The organism is Murimonas intestini, assembly GCF_024622195.1.
In the GTDB taxonomy this organism is placed as follows: domain Bacteria; phylum Bacillota; class Clostridia; order Lachnospirales; family Lachnospiraceae; genus Murimonas; species Murimonas intestini.
Map to the genome: position 1 here is coordinate 1 of NZ_JANKBI010000015.1, position 24,483 is coordinate 24,483.

Sequence of the window (24,483 nt, forward strand, 5' to 3'; positions counted from 1 at the left end):
TATCCCCCGCGAAAGCGGTAAGACCCCTTGAAGACGACGAGGTAGATAGGTTGGAGGTGGAAGCGCAGCAATGCGTGTAGCTGACCAATACTAATAGGTCGAAGGCTTATCCATAAAGGTTTAGGCAGAAGAAAACGGATGGAAATGAATCAGTACTGTGTGTGGTTTTGAAGGTGCAAACTTTCAAAATTGAATAATCCTCGATAGCTCAATGGCAGAGCATTCGGCTGTTAACCGAAGGGTTGTTGGTTCGAGCCCAACTCGGGGAGTCGTTAAAGATCCGTAGACAAATGTGTTTACGGATTTTTTTTCATGAAAAGGAGGACTAAATGAAAAATGTGTTAGTTATTCTGCCGCTTAAAGATGAACATAAACAAATGCTGGAGGAGATTTCTCCAGATCTGCATTTTTATTATACAGAAGGAGAAAGGGCGCCAATTGACAAGATTGCAGAGGCAAATATTATAATAGGTAGTGTATCACCCAAAGTGATGCATCATGCTTGTAAGCTGGAATTTATGCAATTGAGCAGCGCAGGGTCAGAGGGCTATACAAAGCCCGGAGTTCTGCGGCCCGGAGCAATATTGGCAAACGCTTCAGGCGCTTATGGGCCTGTTATCTCTGAACACATGCTGGGGATGCTTCTTCTTTTATATGGAAATCTGGGGATTTATATAGAAAATATGAAGAGACATCTGTGGGAGTATGAGGGCGATGCCCGGACAATCAGCGGCAGCCGCACACTGGTGGTGGGAATGGGAGACATCGGCAGCGAGTTTGCCAGGAAAATGAGTGCACTTGGAAGTACAGTAGTGGGAATACGCAGGCATAATGCGGCTGCGAAACCGGATTACACTGAAGCGGTGTATACTATGGACGCATTGGATGAGGAACTGCGGCGGGCAGATATCATAGCGTGTACTCTCCCGGGAATCCCCGGAACGTATCATCTGTTTGATGAGAAAAGGATGCATAATATTAAAAGGGGGGCTGTACTGATCAATGTGGGCAGAGGCAGCCTCATATCAACAGAAGTACTTTGTAAAGCCCTGGAGGATGGTACGCTTGGGGGCGCCTGCCTGGATGTGGCAGAAGAAGAGCCGCTTCCATCAGAATCTCCCCTTTGGACGGCGCCTAATCTCATAATAACGCCCCATATCTCTGGTATATCTCATATGGAGGCGGTTTGTGAGAATGTGGTCCAGATAGCAGTTAAAAATCTGAGAGCATTCTGTGAAGGCAGACCCGTTATGAACGAGGTAGATTTTGAGACTGGCTACAGAAAACTAGAAAACAGGGTGTAATAAAGTGGATTTTTCCATCCCCAAAAGTGAAATTCTCTATGTCAGTTCTGGCTGTTCTCCGTTAAAATATCAATATAATAAAAAACGGGAGGGAACACGATGAAGAAAAGGTTTATGGCGGGTTTAACAGCGGCAGTATTATTTACAGGAAGTGTAGCGGCTGGTATGGGATCAGTAACAGTAAATGCATCTGAGGGAGAAAAGGAATTTTCAGGAATAACACTTGATCTTATGACAACAAATGAGAATGTTCTTGACGGGTTGAATGCGGTAATTACTGCAGCTGAAGAAAAATTTGGCTTTAAGATCGAGTTGGATATCACTGGTTCAGGAGGTGAGGACTACAATAATCTTGTAAGGACAAGGCTGGCATCAGGTGATATGGATGATTTACTGCTCTACAATTCGGGAGCGCTGTTTAAACAGCTGAATCCATCTCAGTATTTTGTGGATATTTCAAACGATAAGGAATTGGTAGATAGGCTGGATGAGACATTTTTGGAAACGGTGTCAGCAGATGGGGCTGTATACGGTGTCCCATTCTCATCATCCCAGGCAGGATGTATCTTATATAATAAGGAAATATATAAAGAATTGAATCTGGAGATTCCCCATACATGGGATGAGTTTCTGGAGAACTGCAAGGTGATAAAGGAGTCAGGGCAGACGCCTGTTTTAGGAGCTTTTGGGGATGGATGGCCTGGCATTGTGACAAATTTCGGAGATTATTATAATGTACATGCAGAAAACCCTGATTTTGCTGAGGAACTTACGGCAGGTAAGGCTAAATGGGCTGCTACGCCTGCGGGAGTTAAGAGCTTTCAGAAATGTGGTGATATAGCGGAATATCTGAATGAAGATTATATGTCCACAGGCTATAGTGATGCCTGCGACAGATTTGCAAACGGTGAGGGGGCACACTGGATCATACTGACACAGGTACTTTCCAATATCTATTCCCTCTACGGAGAGGAAGCAGTCAGCAATATCGGTGCATTTGGCATACCGGGTGATGATCCGGATGATCATGGCCTTACTGTATGGATGCCAGGCGCTATTTATGCGAATAAGGACTCAGAAAATGCAGCTGCGGCAGAGGCATTTATGAAGTTCTACATATCAGATGAAGCTTTAGATCTGTATTCAGAGCAGATTCCTCCTGACGGACCTTATTGTATTAAAGAATACGAGATGCCAAAGAACACTTATCCGGCTGTAAAGGATGACATGCAGGCTTATTTTGATGAGGGTAAAACCTGGCCTGCATTGGAATTCTCATCTCCTCTGGAAGGAACAGAAGCGATTGCCCTGATTCAGCAGGTGACAATGGGAGAGATCACGGCAGAAGAGGCAGCAGCGGCATATGACCAGAATCTGGAGTCCAGCGCTATCCAGTTGGGTCTAGAATGGGAATAGAAAAGATAAAAGGGCGGCCCGCTTCTGCGGGCTGACCGCTTTTAATGAGGTAAGAAGATGAGAAAAAATAAAATTTACCATGTCGGTTTTGTGATTCCGCTCATTATTGTATTTACTGCATTTTTTCTGGTACCAATGGTGATATCGCTTTACTTCAGCATGACAGTCTGGAATTTTGATTCGGCTAAGTTCTGCGGGCTGAAAAATTATATAACATTTTTTACTACAAAGTCTCTCTGGACAGGTGTAAAAAATACTCTTATTTATGCATTGCTGGGCTCAGGGGGGATCACAGTGCTGGCTTTTATGCTGGCAGCATTTCTGACAAGCAGGATCAGGACGAAAAACTTTATCCGCTCGGCAGTCTTTTTTCCAAATCTAGTCTCTGCCATTGCAGTGGGAATTACTTTTACAGCTATGATGCATCCTACAAAAGGAATCATTAATAAGCTGATTGAATTTTTGGGAGGAACAAGGATCAATTTTCTGGGAGACACGAAAACCGCCCTGTTCTCAGTAATCCTGGTCCTGCTGTGGAAGGGGCTGAGCATAGCGACTGTTATCTATGTTGCCGGGATTACTTCAATTGATACAGATTACTATGAAGCTGCGGCCATTGATGGAGCAAATGGTTGGGCGCGTCTTGTGCACATTACTGTCCCGCTTTGCCGTTCATCGATTAACACGGTAATCCTGCTGTCCGTCATAGGCAGCTTCAGAAATTTTGATCTGATGTGGGCTATGACAGGCGGCGGTCCGGGATATGCGACTGACAATATGGCATCAATAGTATATAAACAATACGCAGCGGGTTTTTACGGGCTGTCTACAGCAGGAAATGTTGTTTTATTTTTGATAATAGCTGTTTTGATATTTCCTCTGCAGAAATTGTTGAACTGGAAAAAGGAGGTATAGAGTGAAAAAGAGACAGATTAAGTATCTGATGGGAGATATAATTGGCTGTCTTATGACAGTTTTGATTTTTATCATCCCCTTCATCTTTATGCTTCTGACGTCCTTAAAAGACAGAAAAGAAGCTAATCTTCTAAGTCTTAGCCTGCCCTCGGAGATTCATCTGGAAAATTATATACAGGTGTTTCAGGAAAACGACTATCAGATTTTAAGAGCCTTTAAAAATTCTATTTTGCTGGCGGGCATATCGGTTGCCCTTCTGATCGTAGTCTGCTCTATGGGAGGATATTTTCTCCAGAGAAGACATGACAGGCTGTCAGGGATTTTAAATAAGCTTGTTATGACAGGGCTGATGATGCCGGCAGCTATCCTGCCCACTATCTGGGTCCTTCAAAAACTTGGCATTTACAAGACTATGACAGGCATGATCCTGGTAGAGGCAGCTTTAAGCATTCCCTTTACTGTCATGCTGTATATAGGATATATGTCTAATATTCCAACAGAACTGGAGGAAGCAGGCTTTATTGACGGCTGCTCACCCATGCGGCTGTTCGGGAAAATTATTTTTCCTTTATTGAAACCCATAACGGCAACCGTTATAATATTAGATGCAGTGACAATATTTAACGATTTTACTAATCCTCTCTATTTTCTGCCGGGAAGAGAAAATGTGACAGTGCAGCTGACTATATATAATTTTATGGGAAAATATCAGAGTTCTTATAATCTGCTCTTTGCAGATGTGATTCTAATTACAGTTCCCATGCTGATCCTCTTCCTTTTCTTTAACAAACGGATCGTGGACGGAATGGTGGCAGGTGCGGTAAAGGGCTGAAGTGTGCTGACAGCAGAGGAAGAGGTCTGTTATGAATTTTCAGAAAAGAATGGTTATGGCGTTTTCCGCTTTGATTTTAGCAGCATCAGTAATTTTTGGGTTTATTTATTATACGACTCTTAAAAATAATTATATAGAAACAGAAAAGAACAATCTGCAGACGGCGGCGGACAACTATGCTCAGCAGTTTGCCTATACAGTAGGACAGATGGAAGAGGTCATATCACAGATTCTTTCCAACCAGGAGGCTCTGAAGGCGATCCAGATCTTATCACATGAAGGGAACAGCAAGAAAGATAAAACATATTATTACACGGAGGCAAGACGGACTTTAAGGGCACTGCTGAACGCTGATTACTACAAAAAGAGTTTTAACAGGGTGGTTCTCTTTATGCAGAACGGGACTGTGATCAGCGGGACAAATTATAAATATAATCCCGTGGATGCGCAGATGGACATAAATGGAATAGGATGGCTGGATGAGCTTTCAGGTAAGAGAGGAAAATATGTACTTCTTGGGATGCATCAGGATGATTGGGATAAAGAGAACGGACGGCTGGTCATATCAGCAGTGAAGGAAATACTTGGGGAGAACCTGGGATATCTGGAGGTTCAGAAAGAAGTTGAGGCATTAGACGGACTTTTTGTTCCAGGAAATGACAAGTGGAGCCTCTATGTGCTTCAGGGTGAGAAGCTGCTCTACAGCAGCAGCAAGAATGTGCCGGAAATGGCAGAAATCCTTGAGGCTGTACAGGAGGAGAGTGAAGGGCCAGGAACGCGCCGTATGAACAGCACGGGAGAGCTTACGGCGGTCAGCCAGATACAGAGCAACCAGCTGCGTGTGGTGATCGCAGACCATACTTTAGTGTCGAGAGAGGCTATGAAAAAGGCGTTTCCATTTACAGCGATGATCGTAATTTTAATGGGAACAGGTTTATTTGCCTGCATCTGCTTTATGTCACGCCATATGGTCAAACCTATCCGCCAGCTGAAACAGCAGATGGAGCAGACGGATATAGAAAATATGAAGGTTTCGGAGCAGGTTGTGATTGCCGATAAGGAAATAGGAAAGCTTTATGATGCTTATATCCATGTCCTTCGGAAACTGGAACAGAGTATAAGAAAAGAACGGCTTCTTTCAGAACTTCAGCAGAAAGCACAGTTTGATCTGCTTCAGGCCCAGGTAAATCCTCATTTCCTGTTTAATGTATTGAATGTGATTTCCAGCAGGGGAGCTGAGGCGGATGATGAAGTGATCTGTGATATTTGTTCGGATCTGGCTCAGATGCTCCGTTATTCCACTGATGTTAAGGAAAAACGGGCAAGGCTGGAAGAAGAAGTCCACTACCTCAGGCTCTATCTGACACTTTTAAAATTCAGGTATGAGGATATGCTGGAGTATAGAATTAATATAGAGGAGCCGTTGTATGGGCTGGAAATCCCCAAGATGGTCCTGCAGCAGATAGTGGAAAATTCAGTCGCCCATGGCTATCAGGATGTGGACAGGATAAAACGGATCTGTGTCTGCGGCAGCCGGAGGCCGGATGGCTGGATCATACAAATAAGAGACAACGGAACGGGGATGTCTAAAGAGAAAATACAGGAAATATATGCGCGGTGCGGGGAAATACGCGAGGCACTTTCTGAAAAACGGAGTCATGTGGAAATGGGGATAGGCGGTATGGGACTTGTCAATACGTATGCCAGGCTATATCAGATTTATGGAGAAGATTTCTTTATGGAAATCCGGACACTTGCAGAAGGGGTTGAAGTGGCTATAGGAGTGAGGCAGCAGGGAGGGATATCATGTACCAGGTATTAGTTGTTGATGATGAGCCGGCTTCCTTAAAGCATATCTGCAATATCATAAGAAACAGGTGTCCTGATTTTAAGGTGGCAGATACGGCGCGGAATGGGCAGATTGCGCTTCAGAAGGCGGAGGAGGAGCAGCCTGATGTGATTATATCTGATGTCATGATGCCGCTGATGAACGGGATTGAGCTTGTCTCTGAAGTGAAAAAACGCTGGCCGGAAATACTTTCCGTGATTGTTAGCGGGTACAGTGATTTCGAGTATGCCAAAGGTGCGATACAGTCCGGGGTATGCGAATATATTCTAAAGCCTGTCAGGCCATCTGATATAGAGCAGCTGATGGAAAGCCTGCGGCAGAGACTGGATGAATTGTATTATGAGAAAAGAAACAGTTTTTTGAAAAAAGCCTCCGGGGGAACAGGAAATACAGGCGTGCAGGAAATACGGCGCCTTTTTCCAGAAGATCTGTATTATGCAGCCATCTACAGGAAAAATGGGCTGCCCTCAAGATTCAGCAAGGGGTATTCAGCAGATCTGTATTCCATGCCACAGGAAAAGATCATCATCTATGGGAGAGATGAAATGGAGGCACTGTATCTTTGCCCCGAAAACCTTTTGAATGGGGAGAGCTTTGTAGATTATTTTGCAAAGGTATATGCCAGGGTGAAGGAGGAAGGGGCTTTTTATACTGCGGTAGTCAGGGAAGAGCCATTTCAGCCAGAGGGGCTGCCGGGCATATTGGGAGAATTATACAGGAAGCTGGATGAGAGTATCGTAATAGGTAAAGACCAGATCGTGACAGCCGGGCAGAGCGCAGGCTGTCCGTCCCTCAGACCCGGACAGGAAGATTTCAGCATGCTGGAATATTATGTGAGGAAAAAGTCAGCACATGGGATAGAGGGGGAGATAAAGAGGCTTTTTGGGAAGTGGGAGGCAGAAGTACGCCCTCAGGTCTGGGTTGAGGAGAAGATACACTATCTCTTTGGGCATCTCTATTCTAAGGGAAATCTCCTGGAATTCAACGAATTCGTGCTGGATGATATTTTTTCAGAAGCTGTCTCTATGGAAGAGGTAGCAAAAAATATACAGATGCTGCTTATACCCGGAGGAGAGCTTAAAACGGCAGGTGACAGGCGAAAAGAAGAGTATGAAGAAATCCTTCAATATCTGGATGAGCATCTGGGAGAAAGCATATCTGCCCAGTTGATTTGCAGACAGTTTGCCATGTCTCAGACAACTCTGAGCAAAATGTTCCACAAATATGGAAATTCCCCGTTTTCTGTCTGTCTTACAAGAATACGGATGGAAAAAGCCAGGAGTATCATGAATGAAAATCCGGAGATCCTGGTGAAGGATGCGGCAGAGAGGGTGGGATATACGGATCAGTTTTATTTCAGCCGTGTCTTCCACTCCGCACTGGGAATCAGTCCGTCAGAATATTTGGAACAGCAGTCAGGCAGGAGCAGAAGCTTGGATAAGTAGAAAGAAAGGGGGAATGCCAGGCATCCTGAGAACAGTTGACTAGAATTATAATCTGTGTGATTCCTGTCACAGATTAATGCAGGGGAATATCATATAATCATCATAAACTTAGCACTTTCACCAGTGAGGGATTTGAGCAGTTGATGTGGCACAAAACCAGGGCCGGAAAGAATTGGCCAAGCTGTCCGGCAGGGCGAAGAGCTGCATCAGATGTGAAAATAAATAAAAAACAAAAGGAAGAAGGTAAAGTTTATGAAAAAAATGTTATCAATGTTTCTCGCGGCAGGAATGGCAGGGACCATGCTCACACCTATGACGTCATTAGCGGCTTTGGACGATTATAAGATCGTTACAAATGCAGAAGACAATAAGGTTATTTTTGATACTGATATGGGATATTTTGGCGATGACACCTATGCGCTGTTTATGCTGCTCCAGGCTGATGCTGCGGGCTGGCTTGATTTGCTGGGCGTTACATCTGTCGGCGGAAATGTAACAATTGCAGAGGGAACAACTGCTATCTTAAATCAGCTTGAAGCCACAGGGCGCGACGATATCCCGGTGTATATGGGCACAGATATTCCGATCATGGGCCTTAATGACGATGCCACAATAGAAGCAAATGGTTTAAAACGCATTAAGAGTATGGAAAAAGTGCTGACTTATGGAGACAGTATTTCCTATGATAATCTGGGGGATCTTGAAAATGAGGACTGGGGATACAGTACTCTTAAGCCTCAGGAGGACTCTGCCTGGAAGTTTATGGTTGACCAGGTAAATGCTAATCCTGGCAAGGTAACGATCATAGCTGTGGGAGCATGTACAAATGTGGCAATGGCAGTTCAGAGTGATCCTGAATTTGCAGGAAAGACTGCAGGTATCTATTACATGGGCGGCGCAATCGATGTGCCTGGAAATGATACTCCGTGTGCAGAGAGAAACTGGTATTATGATCCGGCAGCTGTAGAGATCTGCCTGAAAGCCGGATTCCCGAAACAGGTAGTAGTGCCGCATGATATTTCCTATAATCAGGTACTGACAAAAGATAAAGTAGAACATATTATTGAATCTGGTGACAGTGTATACAATAAGCTTGTAGAAGAATATGCATATCCGAAATTCGTTGACGAGCCGGACCGCAGACAGAAACTCTGGGATGCTCAGGTTCCTGGTATTTTCCTTTGCCCGGATCTGATCTCAAAGACTGATGTCCGCGATATCGCTATGGTGACTGACATGGGTTATTCATATGGTGAGTCAGTAGCCTGGGCTGAAGGAACTGGACCGGCGAAATCAGCCACATGTACTGTAGTTTATGATGTTGACGGGGAAGCATACTGGAATTTCGTATCTGACTTGTTCAGCACAAAGTTCTGATCCGGTCTGTAATCTGATTGGAAAAGCAAAAGTGTATTTTGTGTTAGTCAGGGATGTGTGAATAATATACGAGTAAAAATGGGACTGTTGCGGTTTGCGGCAGTCCTGTTTTTATAAAAATAAAACTGTGGCGCCCATGCTGCTGTCTGCACATAGCCAGATTTTCAAATCAAAAAGCAGGAGGGTAAAATGGAGCAAAAATATGACATGGCTGGAAAAGAGAAAACGGTATGTGCAGCCAGTGCGGAAACAGAAAGTCCTGTGGCAGAAACAGACTGCGGGAAAGTAAAGGGAGAAATAAGGGAGGGTATCTCAATATTCAGGGGTATCCCGTACGGGGATGACTGTACCGGCAGCAGGCGCTTTCAGGCGCCGCGCCCGGCCGTAAATTGGGAGGGCGTCAGAGACTGTACAAGGAACGGCTTTTATGCGCCTCAATTCGGATGCAGCATTTCTGGAAGCCGTGAGCTTGGTGAATATTTCAGCGGCGGTCATCCGGAAAAGTTCGGCGTTGCGGGGGAAGAGCAGAATGAAAATTGTCTTGTGCTCAATGTGGTGACGCCGGGCTGTGATGACAAAAGACGGCCTGTCGTGGTCTATATCCACGGGGGCGGCTTTTCCACCGGATCGGGCACGCTGGTACTGGGCGCTGACCGGTGGGTGCGGGAAGAAGATCTAGTAATAGTGGGCGTCAATCACCGTCTGAATCTGTTCGGATATCTGTATCTTGGGGAATTGGATCCTAAATATGCTGATTCTGGTGCAGCAGGGATGCTGGATCTTATCCTGGCACTTAAGTGGGTACAGAAGAATATTGGAAATTTTGGCGGAGATCCAGAACGTGTTACAATCATGGGAGAATCAGGCGGCGGGGCTAAAGTGAGCACGCTGCTGGCAATGAAGGAAGCTGGGGATCTGTTCCGGGCAGCTATAGTGGAGAGCGGTTCAATGCCTGTGGGGTGCAGGTCCAGGGAGGAAGGAACACTTCAGGCCCTGAAGCTGCTGGAAAAACTGGGGATACCCGGAGACAGGCCGGGGCTTCTGGAGGATAAGACTACGGAGGAGCTGCTTTGGGCAATGAAAGAATCAGGGAATATGGGGGCAATGGAATTCCAGCCTGTGGCAGATGGAATCCACATAGAGGCCGGTCAGGGATATACGGCGCCTGAAGGTGCAGAGAATATCCCTCTGCTTGTGGGAGCGTCAGAGGATGAACTGGCAATTTTCCTGGAGCCGGAACTGCTGGAGAATATGACATGGGAAAATATGGACAAGTCATTGGCTGAAATAACGATAGAAGAACCTCTATATCAAATCAACAGAGAAGATTGGGGGAGAATCATCAGCAGGTTTCGGGAACTTGATAAGGATCAGAGCAGCCCGGCACATCTTTTTGCTAAAATATGTTCTCAGGCCAGTATGCTTGGGGGCGGTGCGTATTACCAGGCAATGAAAAAGGCCGGGCAGAAGGCTGCCGTATACAGCTATATAGTCTCCTGTGACAGCCCGCATCCGGGAATAGAGGGGCAAAGATATTCCTGGCATACGGCGGACCTGCCGCTGCAGATGAGGATAGTGCTGTATCCTGACAGTGAGGAATTATCCAGAAAAATGGCTCATGCCTGGGCAGCGTTTATCAGAGACGGAGTTCCGTCTGCTGAGGGGCTGGAGTGGAAACCGTTTACACAGGAAGAGAAGTGGACTATGGTGATCGGTGAGCAGTGGAAGATGGAAAAAGATCCGTTAAGAGAAATGAGAATGTGCCTGGAAGTCTGATACAGCTGCAGCACTGAACTCTGAAAGGAGGTAAAACCTCTGTCAGAGTCCGGTGCTGTTTTATTTAGAAAGCAGATAAATGAAAATTAAAGGGAGAAGGATTTTCCCTTTTCCAGCTTCTGCAGCTGTTTTTCACCTTCCTCTGCGATAGTCCGGAACTCCTGGATCGTCTGGACCATCTGGGGCAGTGCTTTTGTTTTGTAGGCATTGATATCATCCAGGGCAGACAATGTATCTGAGAATGCCTGTATCAGAGTATCTGGCGAAATGCTGGCTTCAATTGCCTCTTTCTGGATTGCCACACCCTGTTCCTTCAGCATTCTGGAAGTAGCGGTGATCATGTTATTTGTAGTTTCATTCAGCATCTGTACTTTTTCCAGCACAATTTTCTGATTATACAGAGCGCCGGCCACTGTTACAGCCACACGCAGAGCAGAAACAGTCACGGTTTTTGCACGGTCTACAGCTCTTATCAGCTCCAGATTATTTTTGCGTATTACTTCCATGGCGATGATGCCCTGCTGGTTTACCGCCAGAAGCTGCTGGAAATCTATCAGACGCTGGCGCAGGGGGAATATGATTTCCTCTTCTATAAACTTGATACGCTCAGGGTCTGTACCCGCAGCCTTGGCGTTTTCAACTGAATTTGTAAGGTAGCTGTCCAGCTGTGCACCCAGTTCTATTTTCTGGGTAAGCTGTTTTGTCAAATCTCTCATATTAGCCTGCTCAATTTCAAGTGTTGTATTGTCGTTCTTAAGGATTGCCTTGCCCTTATCAAGGGACTTGACGATTTCAGCGATTTCAGCGTCAGCTGTTTTATAACGTTCAAAATAGCGCCTTATAGGATTGAAAAATTTTCCTAGTACTCCTGTCTTTGTAAAGTCCAGACCCGATGGATCCAGATCCTTCATTTTTATTGAAAGATCAGCCAGGCCTTTTGCCACCTCGCCGGATTCGCCGCCTGCTTTGCTAAAGTCACCGATCCTCTTTTGCAGGATACTGTTTTTAGATTCTGACTGTTTGATGATATCAGCGCCAAAAGTTTCGACTACCTGGACAAATTCACGCCGCTCCGTTAATGAATCAAGATCCACGGCCATGATCATATCTGCTTTTTCTTTCACAGCATCTTTGATCACCGTCTTTTCCTGTTCAGTTGGCATGAGTTCTTTTACAACTTCTTCTTTGATCTCCTCAGGTTTAGGCAGGTCTAATGAAAAACCGCTCATATTTTCCTCCGTTCTGCCGCAGTATAGCGGACTCCATCTTTTTACATGCTGGCATTGAATAAGTTCTTAAGCTGATATACGACATCGTCAGTAGATGCGTCGATGCTTGCAGCCTCGTTTACAGCACTGATGTTTTGCAGGGCTTCCAGGTCTGCATTGTATCCAATCGTATAGACAGGAATTTTGAGGCTGCTCAGGATATCACGGATATCATTCAGGCTGCAGCCTGAATTTGTTTCACCGTCACTTAAAACGAACAGCATGGGCTTGGCATCCGGGTATTGTTCCATAGCTTTATTGATCATATCCATAGCTACACAGATTCCGTCAAAGGTAGCGGTTCCGCCGTTGGCATAGAGATTTTCTACGGCGCCTTTAAAAAGTGACTGCTGGTTTAAATCAAATTTACCTATGGGCAATTCAATTGTGACATCATTGGAATAACTTACAAGTCCTATATAATTATCTGAATTGATATATTTCATGCTGTTTATCAGGGAATCCTGAAGAGCCCTCAGGGGCGAGCCGTCCATACTTCCGGAAACGTCTGTAACAAACACGCCGATTACCGGCCTTCCTGTATCCTTATTTGTCTTGTAAAGCTTCTGGGCAGCGATCAGGATATCCCCTGAGACGTTCTCATATTCAGGAACATAGTCAGGCATACCGTTAAAACCATAGTCTGAAGCACGTTTTACAGCTTCTTCTGTTGCACAGTACTCGGCAAATTTTTTCAGGACTTCTTTTTTGTCCTGACTGATCTCGCCTACAGCTACCAGGGGATTATCGTGACGGTAACCGAAAGGAGTAAACTTATAATTTTTTGACAGGACTGCATCATTAATATAAGACTGGTATTCCAGTATAAAGCCATCAAGAGAGCCCTTCTCAGCAGCATCACGCATCTGCATGGTTGTCAGTGCGACGAAAGGCACATTCTTCTGAAACTTCTGGAAGCCCTGTACAGCCGTATCAGAAAGAGGGTTCTTTAAGTCATAGCGTTCCAAAGTACAGATCAGAAAATTCAGGCCCGCGCTGCTGGCAAAGGGGTTCGTATATCCCATGGCAAATTCACCGGCTTCAGTGGCTTCAGTGATAGCTTTTAAGTCTACAGTGCCGTATTTCTCCATTATTTTCTTGTTAGTTTCTTCTGAGAGCAGTATGCCGGCTACATTTCCCACCATACTCTCAGAAATTGTTTCGGTCTTTACTCCTCTGGAATTCAGCATATCCACCCAGAGCATATTGGAGGGTGAGAGGCCGTCAGGAACTGCCTTGCCTGAAGCGATATAATCAAGAGCCTGCCCGCTGTTCACCTTACGTATCTGGACAGATATCTTCTGGCCGTTTACTGAGTAACCCTGACGGTTAAATTCATCTGCCATTTCGCACAGCCAGCCGTCTGTACCTGTCCCGGCCTTTTCGGGCGAGGAGTAGATCTCTGCATAGAGCTGGGTGGTCGCTTTGGCAGTGATATCACATGTCTCAATATCCGGCAGTTCACTGGCCTCATCCTCAACGGCATCATACTCCACTGGTGATTTGACAGGCTCTGCGGTTGAAGGACTAATATTATTTACCAGCTTTGTCAGTTTGCTGGAAGCTTTTTCTTCAGAAATCACTTTATCTGATTTCCCAATGTTTCTGGTCAGGTAGATTCCCCCAAACACAATGATACAGACAGCAGCAGCACAGGCCGCAAGTATCCCAATCTTTTTCTTATCCATACTTTCCTCCGTTCCTGAATGAACCTGATATTTTTATATACCGGCGCGGCCGGCCTTCAGGTGCATTCTATACATTTCTGCCTACTGATAATACTTTGTTTCTTCAATCAGTTTTTCTATTTCAACTAGTATTTCACTGTTCATTTCCTCATTTTCACTAGTTTCAAAAGAGGACAGTTCAATTGCCAGAGCATCCAGCTTAAGCAGTATCCTTTCATTTAATGCGATAACAGATTTCACAGATTCATAATTATCCTGATACAACTGCAGCTGTTCTTCCTGGATATCGTCGGGTATATCATCTTCTTTGTAATGCTGCAGTCTGGCGTATTCATTTTCATCAAAGATGCTCATCCTGTTAGCCATAGTGACAACATTTTTTATTGCAGAGTCCTCAGCGGCTTTGACTATGCCGTAGAACTTCTCCCAGCTCATAGTTCCTTTTGTGAATTTCCGTTCAATCAGGTCTGACAGCTTCTGACGTGATTTCATAACACGCTCCAGCTGTCCGGCAGCAGTTTTAGCAATGTTTCCAAAATATTTGCTGTCCTGATGGCGGCGCAGGATGGCCCTGGCATCTTCCAGGCTGGCAACTTCGTCCCTGCTCACAAGTATCTGTTTTGGTTTTGCCAAACTGCGCACGTTCACAAATAAAAATCCGGCGACGAGTGCAATACCTGCTATGATGGACATACCGGCTCTGAAAATACCGGGATCGGACGGTCTGAGCGCTACAAGGCCGGGCGAGTACAGAATGACTGCAATGACTGCGAGTATGACATTGGCAGCAAATAACCATATGTATTTTTTCAATATGTAAATTCCCTCCTGTGAATATAATATTTTAATCTGCCGGGCTTTAAGTTTATGTGTACTCTGTTTTGCTGCGGCACATTATAATGTCTAACGACATTATAACCTACAGATTAAAATCTGACAAGACAGGACTCACGGGACAATGTCCCACAAAATGTTTTTACACGTATTTTGCACGATTTCTTTTTTAAAATGAGCTTGTAAAAAACGGCCTGTGAGGATATAATGTTAAAAAGCGTGCATTATTAATAAAGACATGTGCTTTGCGTGCAGTAACAGGATTACGGAGGCGGATTATGGCGGGAACGATACAGCAGATTGCCCAGCTGGCAGGAGTGTCGCGCGGAACGGTGGACAGAGCTCTGAATAACCGGGGGAGGATCAACCCGGAGGTGGCGGAAAAAATTGAAAAAATAGCCGAAGAGATCGGGTATGTGCCAAAGCACAGGAAGAAAGCCTCAGGCGGAAATGCAGGGACAGGACAGGAGAAGAGGATTGGTGTTGTGACCCAGCTTTCTCAGTCTTCCTTTATGCTGGAGGTAAACCGGGGGATCAGGGAAGCGGCAAAGAAGCTGTCGGACAGGGGAATACAGGTTCTTGTAAGGGAAAATGCATCTGTGGATGAGACAGAGCAGCTGGAGGCTGTCAGGCAGCTGGAGGAAGAGGGCATAGACGCCCTGGCAATCATGCCGGTGGACAGTGACAGTGTACGGCTGAAATTAAATGAGCTGGCGGATGAAGGTCAGATTCCCGTAGTTACCTTTAATACGGATATAGTGGGGACGAGGCGGTGCTGCTTTGTGGGGCTGGATAACTGGAAGAGCGGGCAGACTGCGGCGGGCCTTATGGGAATGATGATGCGGGGACAGGGAAAGGTGCTGGTGATCACAGGGTATTTTTCCAACAGCGCCGGCAGCCGCAGGGTGGACGGTTTTGTGGATGAACTGAAGAAAAGCTTTCCGTCCATGGAGCTTGTAGGTGTGCAGAGCAGCTTTGACCAGACAGATGAGGTAGAGAAGATCATAGTGAATTCTATGTCTGTCTTTCCGGATCTGGAAGGGATCTTTGTGGCCTCTGGCGGACAGGCCGGCGTCAGGAGGGCATTCGATAAACTGATGCTTAAGAAACGCCCCTATGTGATTATCTATGACCTGACTCCAAAGAATGTGAGGGCGCTGAGTGAGGGGACTGTGGATTTTCTGATCGACCAGGAGGGATATGACCAGGGGTACAGGGCATTGTCTATTCTCTCGGATATACTTTGTTTTAAGAAACAGCCGGAGAAAGAGTATATGTATACGGAAATCAATATAAAGACAAAATATAATCTGTAGTGCAGAGAAGCTTTCAACATGCAGTAAAAGCAGCCATATCAGAACAGTCCGGTTCTGGTGTGGCTGCTTTTGTCTTAAAAAAAATTTACTCCACAAAAGAAATAGCACGCAAATACACACGCACTTATTATAAAGGAATCTGTTGTGAAAGTGCAACAAAAGGATTGATTAAAATTGTGCAAATAGCGAAATAACGGTAAAATGCAGGAAAAGTGCTTGCACATAGCAGGTGCGTGTGATAATATGAAGGCACAAAGATAAAGAAAAAAGCACACAAAATAAATAAAACGCACGCAATTCCAAATGGGGATCAGGAGGGAATTTTATGAAGTATGTGGAGTTTGATGAGGACAGGGAGAGGGATCTTGTATTGCTGGGCCGTGTGGCAATTGACTTTAACCCGGCTTATAACGATCAGGTAAAGGAGGAATTTAAACCGCTGAAGAAGGTCCATATGTTCGAAAAGTTTTTGGGCGGTTCTCCGGCCAATATAGCTGTGGGCGTCACAAAGCATGGTCTTAAGGCCGGATTCATCGGTAAAGTGTCAGATGACCAGTTTGGAGAATTTGTGGTGGATTACTTTAACGAGAGGGGGATCGACACTTCCTGTATCACAAAGTGCACAGGCGGCGAGAAATTGGGGCTGACCTTCACTGAGATGCTTTCCTCTAAAGAAAGCAGTATCCTGATGTACAGAAACTGTATAGCGGATCTTCAGCTGCATGTGGATGATATTGATGAAGATTACATAAAGAGTACAAAGGCCATCCTGATATCCGGAACTGCGCTGGCGGAGAGTCCGTCCAGGGAAGCAGCAATAAAGGCAGTGCTTCTGGCAAAGAAAAATAATACAAAGATAATCTTTGACATTGACTACAGAGAATATAACTGGAAAAACAGTGATGAGATATCCATCTACTATTCCATGGTGGCAAAGGAAGCTGATATCATCATGGGATCAAGGGAGGAATTCGATCTGACAGAAAAGCTGATACGGCCTGGTATGACAGATGAGGAATCAGCAGCGCTGTGGCAGAGCTATAATGCTAAAATCGTGGTTATCAAGCACGGCATGAAGGGATCTGCAGCCTATACTTGTGACGGGCAGAAATATTCAATAAAGCCCTTCCCTGTAGAAGCGCGGAAAGGCTTTGGCGGCGGAGACGGCTATGGTTCCGGCTTCCTGTACGGGCTGTACCAGGGGTGGGAAATTATCGACTGCCTGGAATTTGGCTCGGCGGAGGCATCTATGATGGTGAGGAGCAATAATTGTTCGGATTCTCTCCCGGGGCCGGAAGAGGTACATGAATTTATTAAAGAGGAAAAAGAGAAGTTTGGAGAAATGATCGCAAGAATGCAGTAAACGGAGAGGAGTTTCATCATGTCAGAGACAAGGAAAATGACTACAGCGCAGGCTGTAGTAAAGTTTTTAGATAATCAGTATGTATCTATGGATGGTGTGGAAACGAAGTTTGTGGAGGGTTTCTTTACTATTTTTGGCCATGGAATCGCGGTGGGGCTGGGAGAAGCGCTGGATACGGACCCGGGGCAGTTAAGAGTCATGCAGGGCAGAAATGAGCAGGGTATGTGCCATGCAGCGATTGCATTTGCAAAGCAGAATAACAGGAAGTCGATCATTCCATGTGCATCCTCAGTGGGGCCGGGAGCGGCCAATATGGTGACAGCCTGCGCTACTGCCACAGTGAATAATATCCCTCTGCTGGTCTTTCCGGCAGATACTTTTGCATCCAGGCAGCCGGACCCGGTACTGCAGCAGCTGGAGCAGAGCAGCAGTCTGGCGGTGTCCACAAATGATGCTTTTAAGCCGGTATGTAAATACTGGGACAGGATCAACCGGCCTGAGCAGCTGATGACAGCTCTTATAAATGCCATGCGTGTGCTCACAGACCCGGTGGAGACAGGCGCCTGCTGTATTGCGCTCCCCCAGGACGTGGAAGGTGAATCATATGACTATCCCGATTATTTCTTTCAGAAGCGTGTGCACAGGATTACCCGGCCCGCGGCAGTTTGGGAGGAGCTGGAAGATATCACGGAGGTTATCGCAGCAGCGAAGAAGCCGCTGCTCATCGTGGGCGGAGGCGTGAAGTACTCACAAGCCGGAGAAGCTGTGGAAAAATTCTGTGAAGAATTTCATATTCCGTTCGGTGAGAGCCAGGCGGGAAAGAGCGCCTGCAGATCCAGCCATCCGTATTGCTTAGGCGGCATCGGTGTGACCGGCACACTGGCCTCAAATGTCATTGCAAAGGACGCAGATGTAGTAATAGCAGTTGGTTCAAGGCTTTCTGATTTTACTACAAGCTCCAAGCACCTGTTCAGAAATGAAAATGTTAAGTTTGTCACGATAAATAATAACAGGTTCCATGCATATAAGATGGATGCAGTGAAGGCTGTGGGGGATGCAAAGGCCACAATAGAAGCGCTTGCAGAGAAGCTTCGCAAAAGAGGGTATGTATCAGCTTATGACGGCGAGATCGAAGCGGCGAAAGAGGCCTGGGACAGAGAATGGGACCGCCTGGCGGACATTACATATACCGGCAAAGATTTTGAGCCGATCATCAAGGCGAGGGACCCAAGGACGATACCAGAATTTGTGGCGCTGACAAACGGCAGGATCACTCAGACGGCGGCTCTGGCAGCCATCAACAGAACGGTTGACAAGGATGCCATTGTCATTACGGCAGGGGGTTCCCTTCCAAGCTGTATGCAGCGCATGTGGAGGACAGATAAGAGGGGAGGCTACCATGCGGAATACGGCTATTCCTGCATGGGGTATGAGGTGGCCGCCACCCTGGGCGTGAAGTTCGCTGAGCCTGATAATGAGGTGTATTGTGTGGTGGGAGATTCCAGCTTCCAGATGCTTCACAGTGAGATCATGACAATTATGCAGGAAAGGAAGAAGGTAAATATCCTTATTTTTGACAATTGCGGCTTTGGATGTATCAATAACCTGGAAATGAACCATGGTATTGGCAGCATTGCAACAGAATTCCGTTACACTGATGGGAAGAAGCCGTCAGGAGATCTGATTCCCGTGGATTATGCCAAAATCGGAGAGGGGTACGGTCTGAAATCATATACCTGCAGGACCATCGGAGAGCTGACAGCAGCGCTTGAGGATGCCAGAAAACAGAGTATAGCATGCCTCTTTGATCTGAAGGTTATCCCAAAGACTATGACGGACGGTTATGAGTCCTGGTGGAATGTGGGCATTGCAACAACCTCGGAAAAGGAAGGCGTGAGAAAAGCCTGTGAGGGCGTTATGACAGGACGCAGTGAGGCGAGAAAGTATTGATATTGAGCTTGTTGTTAGTAGTAGGAAAATAATTCCCCGGGAGGATCTGGAATGAAAAAATTGTTTGGTTATCCGGAATTTGATAAGAATGGTGAAAAAATTTTAACAACATATAACAATGAATACAGTGATATGATGATGGACATCCGTGTCTATCGGCTGGAGGCGGGCGAGACAAGGGAATTTATGAGAAAGGATGAAGAGATGGCTGTACTTCTCCTTTCAGGGAATATTGTTTTTGCCTGGGAGGGTAACCGTGAGAAGGCGGACAGAAAGGATGTGTTTACGGAAGGTCCGTGGTGTGTCCATGTCTGTACAGGCACTTCTGTCAGTGTGACGGCGGAATCACCTTCTGAGATCCTTGTCCAGTGTACAAAAAATAAGAAAGAATTCTCCGCAAAGCTGTACAGGCCAAAAGATGCACCCTGGGTATATTCCTGTAAGGGAAAATTTGGTGATGTGGCCAGGAGGCGGGTCAGCACGATTTTTGACTATGAGACTGCTCCATATTCAAAAATGGTACTGGGCGAGGTCCTGAACGACAGAGGTAACTGGTCGGGCTATCTGCCCCACAGGCATCCGCAGCCAGAGACATATTACTTCAAGTTTGACAGGCCGGAGGGATTCGGAGCCAGCTTTGTGGGTGACCATGTCTTTAAGAGCACGGACGGCAGCTTCTCGGCAATACCGGGAGGTGAGCTTCATCCCCAGGCTGCTGCGCCGGGGTTTCAGATGTATACCTGCTGGATGATCCGTCATTTAGACGGGAATCCATGGCTGCAGACAGACAGGTGTGAGGATGAACGCTATACATGGCTGCATGACGCAGAGTAAGGAGAGTACTTATGGCTAGAGAATTTATTGTACCGGGCAGGATCATATCCGGCGCCGGAGCGCTTGAGATGGCGGAAGAGGCATTAAAAGAGATGGGGAAAAAAGCCCTTATTGTAACAGACAGAGTGATGGTCCAGCTGGGCAACTGCGCCAAGGCAGAGACAGCCCTCAGAAACCAGGGAATAGAGTATGCCGTATATGCGGAGATCAACGGAGAACCCACTGACACTATGATTGAGAAGGGGTTGGAGATATACAGGCGGGAGGGCTGTGATTTTCTGGTGGCCCTGGGAGGCGGCAGCCCCATTGATTCTATGAAGGCGATCGGTTCACTTGCTGTAAATGGAGGAAGGATCGCTGACTATATGGGAAATGTGATCGACGTGAAGATGCCCCCTATGGCGGCTATACCCACTACTGCGGGAACTGGCTCTGAGGCTACCCAGTTTACGATCATTACTGATACAGAAAAGGATATTAAGATGCTGCTTAAGGGCAGGTGCCTGATGCCGTCTCTGGCAGTTATTGATCCTCAGTTTACTATGACTGCTCCCCCAAAGATCACAGCAGCTACCGGACTGGATGCTCTCTGCCATGCAGTGGAGGCTTATACATCCAGGAAATCCCAGACATTGTCGGATACTTTTGCCATATCTGCTGTGAAACGGATCTTTAAGTACCTGCCGGCGGCATTTGAGGACGGCAGTGATGAGGAAGCAAGAGTTCAGATGTCTGTAGCTGCCCTGGAAGCAGGGATCGCGTTCAATAATTCCTCTGTCACGATCATCCATGGTATGAGCCGGCCAATAGGCGCACTGTTCCATGTGGCACACGGGCTTTCTAATGCCATGCTTTTAAAAGAATGCCTAAGCTTTGCCCTGGAAGGGGCATACGGGCGGTTTGGGGCTCTGGGCCGTGCCATCGGAGCGGCAGCTGATACGGATACAGACAGGCAGGCCAGTGAGAAATTTCTGGCTGCTGTGGAAGATATTACAAGACTGCTGGAGACACCTACCCTTGCTGAATACGGAATTGACCGGGATGAATTTTTTAAATCGATCGATAAGATGGCATTTGATGCGATGGCCAGCGGGAGTCCCCAGAATACCATGAGGGAAACAGCTGAAGAAGATGTGAAACAGATATACAGGAATCTGTGGTAAAGTAAAGGAAGGTGAGATCATATGAAAAAGGTAAAAGTGGGGATTGCCGGATTGGGAAGACTGGGAAAGGTCCATGCAAATAATATAGCATTTAAGATTCCAAATGCAGAGCTGACGGCAGCATGTTCTATTATTCCGGCCGAGCTGGACTATGCCAGGAAAGAGCTTGGTGTGGAGGATGTATATACGGACTACAGAGAAATGCTGGAAAAGGCAGATATTGACGCAGTAGCCATCGTTACCACAAGCAGTGAGCACTGCTGGCAGATCGCAGCGGCTCTGGATGCGGGGAAGCATGTATTTTCTGATAAACCTCTGGGAGTTACCGTAGAGGAATGCAGGCTCGCAGAGGCAGCAGTTGAGCGCCATCCTGAGCTTATATTTTTCCTGGGATTTATGAGAAGATTTGATCCATCATATGCCTATGCAAAGAAGAAAATAGAAGAGGGGGCAATAGGAACTCCTTATATGGTCAAAGCAGCAGGCATTGACCCGGAAGCTCTCGCAGAGGGGGCCATCAAGTTTGCAGCTACCAGCGGAGGAATCTTTATTGATATGGCTATACATGATATTGATCTGATGAGATGGTTTCTCGGCTCAGACCCTGTGGAGGTATATGCGGCAGGCGCTACTTTCAAGCATCCCGAGTTCAGGGAAGCAGGGGATGATGAGACAGGTGCGGCTATGTACCGCTGTGAAAACGGCGCTCTGGGGTTTGTACATGTGGGACGGACTGCGGCCCATGGCTATCATGTGGAAACAGAGATCATCGGCACGGAAGGCTCTCTGCGAATCAGTCCTGTGCCGGAAAAGAACCTGTGTATGATATATGACAAAAATGGAGCTGTAGTAGAATGCGTGGGAGGCTTTCCGGAAAGGTTTGCCCAAGCGTATCTTCTGGAAATGCAGGAGTTCGCAGATTGTGTGGAAACTGGCAGAAAACCGGATGTGACGGTTTACGACGGCACCAGATCCACGCAGATCGGATTTGCCACTACAGAGGCATGGAAAAAAGGCGGAATTGTAAAAATAGCCAGTTCATAAGGAGAATGAAAAATGGTAAAGGTAGGAATTATAGGGGCAGGAAGAATCGGGAGAGTACATATCACCAGTATCAGTACCAGGGTCAGGGATGCACAGATCAAGACAGTGGCAGATCCATTTTTAAGTGAGGAGACTGCAGCGTGGGCAAAGAGCATGGGGGTGGAACACACTTCTAAAGATTATACAGAGATCATCAACGATCCTGAGATCGATGCAGTGTTAATCTGTTCCTCCACTGACACTCATTCACCCATTTCATTAGAAGCGATCAGGGCAGGAAAGCATGTATTCTGTGAAAAACCCATTGACCACGACGTGGAAAAGATTAAAGAGGTGATCAGTGCCCTGGAAGGCACAAATCTGAAATATCAGGTGGGATTTAACAGAAGGTTTGACCATAACTTTGAAGCGGTGCAGCGCGCTGTCGCCGCCGGCAAAGTGGGAAGGCCCCAGATCATAAAGATTACATCCCGGGACCCGGAGCCGCCCGGCATCGACTATGTAAAGGTATCAGGAGGAATGTTCCTGGATATGACTATCCATGATTTTGACATGGTACGTTTTCTGGCAGGCTGTGATGCCACAGAAGTATACGTCCAGGGAGCTAACCTGGTAGACCCGGCAATCGGGGAAGCAGGGGATGTGGACACAGCTGTCATCACACTGCAGATGGAAAATGGCGCCATTGCCGTGATAGACAACTGCAGAAAAGCAGTTTACGGGTATGACCAGAGAGCTGAAGTATTTGGATCTGTTGGGATGGCAGCAGTGGGCAATGACAGCCAGTCATCTGCAGTCATTACAAACTCGGATGGAGTGACGGGTGAAAAGCCCCTGTTCTTCTTCCTTGAGAGATATATGGATGCATATGGAAAAGAGATTGGGGCGTTTATCGATGCCATTGAAAATAATAAAGAGACTCCGGTAAATGTTATGGATGGCCTGAAGCCTGTATTAATGGGTCTGGCAGCCAGAAAATCATATGAAGAGCACAGACCGGTCAAGATTTCGGAAATAGAAGAGGAGAAAAATGTTTAATAAAGAAAAAGTAAAATTAGGAATTGCACCAATTGCATGGACAAATGACGATCTGCCGGATCTGGGAAAAGAAAATACTTTTGAACAGTGTGTCAGCGAGATGGCGCTGGCAGGGTTCACAGGTTCAGAGGTGGGGAATAAATATCCAAAGGATCCCCAGGTGCTCAAAAAAGCACTGAGTCTTCGTGGAATTGAAATCTGTAATCAGTGGTTTTCTTCTTTCCTGATCACCAGGCCCTTTGCAGAGGTGGAAAAGGATTTCAGGGCACAGCTGGAATTTTTGAAGGCTGTGGGTGCAAAGGTCATCGGTGCTTCTGAACAGAGCCACAGTGTGCAGGGGCTTGAGGATACTCCCATATTCGGACATAAGTATGTGATGAATGATGAAGAGTGGGAAGTCTTCTGCAAAGGTATGAACCGTCTGGGGAGGATCGCCAGGGATGAATACGGGATTACTCTTACCTTCCACCATCACATGGGAACAGTAGTACAGGATCCGGACGAGGTGGAGCGGATGATGGAGAATACTGATCCTGAATACGTGAGCCTCCTCTTTGATACAGGACATTTCGCATACTGCGGCGCAGATCCACTTAAGATGGCAGAAAAGTATGCAGACAGAATCCGGCATGTCCATTTAAAAGATATCCGTCCGGAGGTTGTGGAAAAGGTGAAAAAAGAAAACCTAAGTTTCCTGGAAGGAGTCCGTCTGGGTGCATTTACAGTACCGGGAGATGGGTGTATTGATTTTGATCCTATATTTAAAGTACTGGAAGAGGCAGGATATGAGGGGTATATGCTGGTAGAGGCAGAGCAGGACCCTACAAAAGCAAATCCCCTGGAATATGCCATAAAGGCAAGAAAATTTATCGCTGAGAAAACAGGTTTATAAATACTCAGCAGGTGAGCAAATATACTGGAAGAAATAAAAAATTATCTGAAAGTCGGATAGAATGTCCTGGCGGGAATACCTGCCAGGGCATTTTATCTGTCTGTAGGGGTATTTTGACAGTATAGGAGTTGCAGAAATGTTATATTGATGCTTACAATAATAGCAATAAGGGTGGTTAC

Annotated in this window: 19 protein-coding genes, 1 tRNA gene and 1 rRNA gene; 18 read left to right on the top strand and 3 right to left on the bottom strand. The window is 46.3% G+C overall.

Annotated elements, in window-relative coordinates:
* From NSB28_RS18170 to NSB28_RS18215, 10 genes are all read left to right on the top strand, one after another.
* Window positions 1-114: ribosomal RNA gene (locus tag NSB28_RS18170) — 23S ribosomal RNA — on the top strand; the annotation flags it as partial.
* An 83-nt stretch (window positions 115-197) separates the two neighbouring features.
* Window positions 198-269: transfer RNA gene (locus NSB28_RS18175), tRNA-Asn, on the top strand.
* A gap of 60 nt (window positions 270-329) precedes the next feature.
* Window positions 330-1,304 carry a D-2-hydroxyacid dehydrogenase gene (locus NSB28_RS18180; RefSeq protein WP_109748033.1) on the top strand — a complete coding sequence of 325 codons (975 nt, stop codon included), beginning with the start codon at window positions 330-332 and terminating at the stop codon, window positions 1,302-1,304.
* A 99-nt stretch (window positions 1,305-1,403) separates the two neighbouring features.
* The gene (locus NSB28_RS18185) at window positions 1,404-2,720 is read left to right on the top strand and encodes an ABC transporter substrate-binding protein (protein ID WP_109748034.1); all 1,317 of its coding nucleotides are present in this window, start codon (window positions 1,404-1,406) and stop codon (window positions 2,718-2,720) included.
* Between the two features lie 57 nt (window positions 2,721-2,777).
* Window positions 2,778-3,635, top strand: a complete 858-nt coding sequence (locus NSB28_RS18190) for a carbohydrate ABC transporter permease (RefSeq protein WP_109748035.1) — start codon at window positions 2,778-2,780, stop codon at window positions 3,633-3,635.
* Between the two features lies 1 nt (window position 3,636).
* Window positions 3,637-4,467 carry a carbohydrate ABC transporter permease gene (locus NSB28_RS18195; RefSeq protein ID WP_109748036.1) on the top strand — a complete coding sequence of 277 codons (831 nt, stop codon included), beginning with the start codon at window positions 3,637-3,639 and terminating at the stop codon, window positions 4,465-4,467.
* A 31-nt stretch (window positions 4,468-4,498) separates the two neighbouring features.
* Window positions 4,499-6,289 (top strand): sensor histidine kinase, encoded by a 1,791-nt coding sequence (locus NSB28_RS18200; RefSeq protein ID WP_109748037.1) that lies wholly within the window; start codon window positions 4,499-4,501, stop codon window positions 6,287-6,289.
* Entirely contained in the window at window positions 6,274-7,761 is a 1,488-nt protein-coding gene (locus tag NSB28_RS18205; RefSeq protein WP_109748038.1) for a response regulator, read from the top strand. The genes NSB28_RS18200 and NSB28_RS18205 overlap by 16 nt, the downstream gene beginning before the upstream one ends.
* A gap of 252 nt (window positions 7,762-8,013) precedes the next feature.
* Window positions 8,014-9,138 carry a nucleoside hydrolase gene (locus tag NSB28_RS18210; RefSeq protein WP_109748039.1) on the top strand — a complete coding sequence of 375 codons (1,125 nt, stop codon included), beginning with the start codon at window positions 8,014-8,016 and terminating at the stop codon, window positions 9,136-9,138.
* A 189-nt stretch (window positions 9,139-9,327) separates the two neighbouring features.
* Window positions 9,328-10,914: a carboxylesterase/lipase family protein gene (locus tag NSB28_RS18215; RefSeq protein ID WP_109748040.1), complete on the top strand. Its 1,587-nt coding sequence runs from the start codon at window positions 9,328-9,330 to the stop codon at window positions 10,912-10,914.
* A gap of 86 nt (window positions 10,915-11,000) precedes the next feature.
* Here NSB28_RS18215 and NSB28_RS18220 read toward each other — a convergent pair whose 3' ends face one another.
* The 3 genes from NSB28_RS18220 to NSB28_RS18230 form a co-directional block, all read right to left on the bottom strand.
* A complete protein-coding gene (locus NSB28_RS18220; RefSeq protein WP_109748041.1) occupies window positions 11,001-12,143 on the bottom strand; it encodes a toxic anion resistance protein in 1,143 nt (380 codons plus the stop codon).
* A 41-nt stretch (window positions 12,144-12,184) separates the two neighbouring features.
* On the bottom strand, window positions 12,185-13,870 hold the full coding sequence (locus NSB28_RS18225) for a vWA domain-containing protein (RefSeq protein ID WP_109748042.1): 1,686 nt from the start codon (window positions 13,868-13,870) through the stop codon (window positions 12,185-12,187).
* Window positions 13,871-13,951: 81 nt separating this feature from the next.
* On the bottom strand, window positions 13,952-14,683 hold the full coding sequence (locus NSB28_RS18230) for a hypothetical protein (RefSeq protein ID WP_109748043.1): 732 nt from the start codon (window positions 14,681-14,683) through the stop codon (window positions 13,952-13,954).
* 299 nt (window positions 14,684-14,982) lie between these two features.
* Between NSB28_RS18230 and NSB28_RS18235 the strand changes: the two genes are divergently transcribed.
* The 8 genes from NSB28_RS18235 (at window position 14,983) to iolE (ending at window position 24,304) form a co-directional block, all read left to right on the top strand.
* Window positions 14,983-16,020: a LacI family DNA-binding transcriptional regulator gene (locus NSB28_RS18235; protein ID WP_109748044.1), complete on the top strand. Its 1,038-nt coding sequence runs from the start codon at window positions 14,983-14,985 to the stop codon at window positions 16,018-16,020.
* Between the two features lie 325 nt (window positions 16,021-16,345).
* On the top strand, window positions 16,346-17,383 hold the full coding sequence (iolC, locus tag NSB28_RS18240) for a 5-dehydro-2-deoxygluconokinase (protein ID WP_109748045.1): 1,038 nt from the start codon (window positions 16,346-16,348) through the stop codon (window positions 17,381-17,383).
* An 18-nt stretch (window positions 17,384-17,401) separates the two neighbouring features.
* On the top strand, window positions 17,402-19,333 hold the full coding sequence (gene iolD / locus NSB28_RS18245; protein ID WP_109748046.1) for a 3D-(3,5/4)-trihydroxycyclohexane-1,2-dione acylhydrolase (decyclizing): 1,932 nt from the start codon (window positions 17,402-17,404) through the stop codon (window positions 19,331-19,333).
* A 51-nt stretch (window positions 19,334-19,384) separates the two neighbouring features.
* Window positions 19,385-20,167 carry a 5-deoxy-glucuronate isomerase gene (locus NSB28_RS18250; RefSeq protein ID WP_109748047.1) on the top strand — a complete coding sequence of 261 codons (783 nt, stop codon included), beginning with the start codon at window positions 19,385-19,387 and terminating at the stop codon, window positions 20,165-20,167.
* A gap of 11 nt (window positions 20,168-20,178) precedes the next feature.
* Window positions 20,179-21,330, top strand: a complete 1,152-nt coding sequence (locus NSB28_RS18255; protein WP_109748048.1) for an iron-containing alcohol dehydrogenase — start codon at window positions 20,179-20,181, stop codon at window positions 21,328-21,330.
* A gap of 21 nt (window positions 21,331-21,351) precedes the next feature.
* Window positions 21,352-22,374 carry a Gfo/Idh/MocA family protein gene (locus NSB28_RS18260; protein WP_109748049.1) on the top strand — a complete coding sequence of 341 codons (1,023 nt, stop codon included), beginning with the start codon at window positions 21,352-21,354 and terminating at the stop codon, window positions 22,372-22,374.
* Window positions 22,375-22,386: 12 nt separating this feature from the next.
* The gene (gene iolG / locus NSB28_RS18265; protein ID WP_109748050.1) at window positions 22,387-23,412 is read left to right on the top strand and encodes an inositol 2-dehydrogenase; all 1,026 of its coding nucleotides are present in this window, start codon (window positions 22,387-22,389) and stop codon (window positions 23,410-23,412) included.
* Window positions 23,405-24,304, top strand: coding sequence for a myo-inosose-2 dehydratase (gene iolE, locus NSB28_RS18270; RefSeq protein ID WP_109748051.1), 900 nt, complete (start codon window positions 23,405-23,407; stop codon window positions 24,302-24,304). The genes iolG and iolE overlap by 8 nt, the downstream gene beginning before the upstream one ends.
* The last annotated feature ends 179 nt before the right edge of the window (window positions 24,305-24,483 follow it).